The sequence below is a fragment of the Mycobacterium sp. TH-M116 genome (assembly GCF_057473685.1).
In genome coordinates this window covers 1-3,554 of record NZ_JBYCLC010000346.1, presented here as the reverse complement: position 1 = coordinate 3,554, position 3,554 = coordinate 1, and the positions used below count along the sequence as shown (strand labels likewise).

Genomic DNA, 3,554 nt, shown 5'->3' with positions numbered 1-3,554 from the left:
CGACCTGATGGCCGCCGGCTCGATGGCGGCGGCCAAGGCGGCCGGCAAGGTGCGGATGGAGGGCAAGGACTACGTCATGGCCGACGGCGACGTGGTGGAGTTCAGATTTAACGTCTGATATCGCGCCAGAGTTCTGTACATGACAACGCTTCCATTGGCCGAGGTACGCGCCAATCTGTCGAAGTTGGTTGACGAAGCGGTTCGCACCCATCAGCGGATCGAGGTTACTCGGCAAGGCCGTCGGGCGGCCGTGATCCTCAGCGCCGACGACTTTGACTCGATCATGGAAACCTTGGCGATTCTCAGCGATCAGGAGTTGATGCGCGAGTTCCGGGCAGCCGAAACCGAGGCCGAGAGCGGTGAGGTCTACTCGCTCGACGAGGTTGCCGAGGAGATGCGCGCCGCCGGTCGGCTTCCGCGGTGACTTATCGGGTCGAATTGACCCGAGCGGCGAAGAATGCGTTGACCGAGCTCGTGTCGGAGGCGGTGGCTGTCGCTTGCTGGGAGTTCATCCGCGGGCCGCTCGCCGAGGACCCTCACCGGGTCGGAAAGCCACTTCGTGGCCAGTTGGAAGGACGGTATTCGGCCCGGCGGGGAGAGTTTCGCGTGATCTATCAGATTTTTGACGAGCGTGTCGTCGTCCGCGTCGTACATATCGCGCAGCGACGAGACGTTTATCGGTAGGGCGACGTGGTCGAGTTCCGCTTCACCGTGTAGAGCCGACGCGGCCAGCGTGGGGGATGTGCGCGCTGCCGTCGCGGCGGCTCTCGTGCCGGAGGCTGACAGTCGTCGGGGACTGCTGACCGCTCACGCCGATTCAACTTTCGGTTCCGGGGGCGCTGAGGGAGCCGTGCCGGGGTCTTGGGGGCCCCGCTTGGGAAGGGTGGGGACCGCGAGGGAGCCGTACTGGGGGCAGTAGGCCTGGATCGCGGCTCCCGTGAAGTAGGCGGCGTTCAGCGGTGGCCAGTTGGTGGCGTCGCTGACCTTGGTGACCAGGTCCGCGTTGCTGGTGTCGGGGTTGCTGCCGAGGGTGGCGCAGACGACGGTCTTGGCGACCTGGATTGCCTTCTCGGGTGCCCCGTAATTCATGCCGGAGGTGTCGAGGTTGGCGATGAATGCATCGTCGGTGGCGTCCGCACGGGCCGGTGCGGCGAGTCCGAGGGAAACGACCAGCAAAGCGACGGCTCGTACCACCATGACACCCTCCTCGAGTCGAATTCCGCGGCGTCCGGTGGCTGGCACTGGGGAGTGACGACGTGAACTCGCGCGATTTTAGCTGGCGTCGGACGGGCCCGCGGAGAGTTTTCCGTGGCTTAACAGATCCGCGACAGATCCGCGACAGATCCGCGCCGGTCGGGGCCGCGACCGACGCGTCGCACCGGCACCGGGCGCGCGGGTCCGCCGGTTCGGCGGCCCAAGTACCCTGGCCTGGCGATGACCCAAGATCGATCGGGCGGCGCGGCGCGCTTGCGCAGTGGCCTGCAGATCGCGCTGCGCGGGCGCCGCGATCCGGTGCCCGTGGCCGGCCGGCGCAGCCGAGCCTCGGCGAGCGTCGACGATGTGCATACCCGCAAGGTCGTCGATCTCACCATCCGGCTCGCCGAGGTGATGCTGTCGTCGGGGTCGGGGACCGCGGATGTCGTCGCGACCGCTCAGGACGTGACCCAGGCCTACGGGCTCACCGACTGCGTCGTCGACATCGCGGTGACCACCATCATCGTGTCGGCGCTGTCCACCGCGGACAGTCCGCCGGTCACCATCGTGCGGTCGGTGCGCACCCGGTCCACCGACTACTCTCGGCTGGCCGAGCTGGACCGGCTCGTCGGCCGGATCACTTCCGGCGGTGTCGCGGTCGACGCGGCTCAGGAAGCCATGGACGAGCTGACCGCCCGGCCTCACCCCTACCCGCGGTGGCTGGCGACGGTCGGGTGGGCGGGCTTCGCCCTCGGCATCGCCATGCTGCTCGGCGGCACATGGCGCACCTGTGTCCTGGCCGCTGTGACGGCTGCGGTGATCGACCGGGTGGGCAGGTTGTTGAACCGGGTCGGGACCCCGCTGTTCTTCCAGTACGTGACCGGAGCCACGATCGCGACCCTGGTGGCGGTGGCGGCCTACCTGTTCGCCGGCCAGGGCCCCAGCGCGTTGGTGGTCACCGGGATCATGATGCTGCTCTCGGGGATGACCCTGGTAGGTGCCGTGCAGGACGCGGTGACCGGCTACATGCTGCCCGCGGTCGCCAGGCTCGGCGACGCACTGTTCCTGACGTCGGGGATCGTCGTCGGCATCCTCGCCGGACTGCAGGTCGCCGCCCTTGCCGGCATCAGGATCGAGCTGTACGTGAATGCTGCGGAAACCTTCGTGGTGCCGCACCGCCCGCTGGCGATCCTGCTTGCGGTGTCCGGCGCCGCGCTGGCCGGGGCGTGCCTGACCGTCGCGAGCTACGCGCCGCTGCGTTCGGTGGCCACCGGCGGGCTCGCCGCCGGGCTGGCCGAGTTCGCGTTGATCGGTCTGGGGTCGGCCGGGTTCGGCCAGGTGATCGCCGCCGGGCTCGCCGCGGTCGGCGTCGGTTTCCTGGCCACGCTGATCTCGATCCGTCGGCAGGCTCCCGCCCTGGTGACGGCGACCGCCGGGATCATGCCGATGCTGCCGGGCCTCGCGATTTTCCGGGCGGTGTTCTACTTCGCCGTCGACAAGAACTTCAACGACGCCCAAGCCCAACTGGTGGGAGCCGCGACGACGGCGCTGGCTCTCGGTAGCGGGGCGGTGCTCGGCGAGTTCGTCGGCTCGCCGCTGCGGTACCGCGCCGGCCGCATCGGCGACCTGTTCCGGCTCGAGGGGCCGCCTGGCATCCGCCGGGCCGTCGGCCGTGTCGTGCACCTGAAGCCTGCCACGCGGCCGCAGCCCGTCGGCCCCTGCAGGCAGCGCTCGCGCAGCGTCGCGTTGGAGCCCGAACCTGCCGAACACCTCCCGAACACCTGAACGTCGGCGAGAGCGACGACCGGTAGCGGTTGCCGCGACCTCGAGCTGCGGGGGACCCCACGTCACGCGAACCTGGGCCGCAAGCCTGTCCACCGTAATTGGCTCCGGGTGAGACGAATGCCATTGTCTTGTATTCGAATGAACTACGCCACAAATTTTGGAGCACAGTGTCGGTAATTGCTAGCGTGCCTGCCCATGGTAGTTTTAGCCACGTTGGTTTCGCTTGTCAATCAGTTATCCGGTACACCCTATATTTCGGGTGGGGATTCTCCCGCCGGTACCGACTGCTCCGGGTTGGCTTCCTGGATAGCAAATGCGGCAGCAGACCGGCCGGTCTTCGGGGACCGATTCGACACGGGTAATGAGGAAGCCGCTTTGTTGGCGCGGGGATTTCACTATGGAACCGCTCCCGATGCCGTGGTCATCGGCTGGAACCATGGCCACACCGCCGTGACATTGCCCGACGGCACCGCGGTGTCCAGTGGCGAGCGCGGCGGTGTACGCGTCGGTGGTCAGGGCGCCTACCAGGCCGGTTTCACTCACCACATGTTCTTACCCGTTCCGCCGGACGATGT

The 3,554-nt window shown here is 67.7% G+C and carries 6 protein-coding genes; 5 read left to right on the top strand and 1 reads right to left on the bottom strand.

Annotated features, from left to right (window positions below; all coding sequences use genetic code 11):
- The 3 genes from AC2VOK_RS17860 to AC2VOK_RS17850 form a co-directional block, all read left to right on the top strand.
- Positions 1 to 118 (top strand): DUF933 domain-containing protein (locus AC2VOK_RS17860; protein WP_428901658.1); only part of this gene is annotated, 118 nt, incomplete at its 5' end.
- A gap of 21 nt (positions 119 to 139) precedes the next feature.
- Positions 140 to 424 (top strand): type II toxin-antitoxin system Phd/YefM family antitoxin, encoded by a 285-nt coding sequence (locus tag AC2VOK_RS17855; protein WP_428901657.1) that lies wholly within the window; start codon positions 140 to 142, stop codon positions 422 to 424.
- Complete coding sequence (locus AC2VOK_RS17850) at positions 421 to 684, top strand: type II toxin-antitoxin system RelE family toxin (protein ID WP_428901656.1); 264 nt, start codon at positions 421 to 423, stop codon at positions 682 to 684. The genes AC2VOK_RS17855 and AC2VOK_RS17850 overlap by 4 nt, the downstream gene beginning before the upstream one ends.
- Positions 685 to 807: 123 nt before the next feature.
- Here AC2VOK_RS17850 and AC2VOK_RS17845 read toward each other — a convergent pair whose 3' ends face one another.
- Complete coding sequence (locus AC2VOK_RS17845; RefSeq protein ID WP_421528560.1) at positions 808 to 1,197, bottom strand: DUF732 domain-containing protein; 390 nt, start codon at positions 1,195 to 1,197, stop codon at positions 808 to 810.
- 237 nt (positions 1,198 to 1,434) lie between these two features.
- Between AC2VOK_RS17845 and AC2VOK_RS17840 the strand changes: the two genes are divergently transcribed.
- Together AC2VOK_RS17840 and AC2VOK_RS17835 are read left to right on the top strand one after the other, a co-directional pair.
- Positions 1,435 to 2,979 (top strand): threonine/serine exporter family protein, encoded by a 1,545-nt coding sequence (locus AC2VOK_RS17840; protein ID WP_428901655.1) that lies wholly within the window; start codon positions 1,435 to 1,437, stop codon positions 2,977 to 2,979.
- Between the two features lie 195 nt (positions 2,980 to 3,174).
- Positions 3,175 to 3,554 (top strand): peptidoglycan endopeptidase (locus tag AC2VOK_RS17835; protein WP_428901654.1); only part of this gene is annotated, 380 nt, incomplete at its 3' end.

Excerpts from the sequence above, each read along its gene's own strand:
- AC2VOK_RS17840 (WP_428901655.1), top strand. The coding sequence starts at position 1,435 with ATGACCCAAGATCGATCGGGCGGCGCGGCGCGCTTGCGCAGTGGCCTG.
- AC2VOK_RS17845 (WP_421528560.1), bottom strand. The coding sequence starts at position 1,197 with ATGGTGGTACGAGCCGTCGCTTTGCTGGTCGTTTCCCTCGGACTCGCC.
- AC2VOK_RS17855 (WP_428901657.1), top strand. The coding sequence starts at position 140 with ATGACAACGCTTCCATTGGCCGAGGTACGCGCCAATCTGTCGAAGTTG.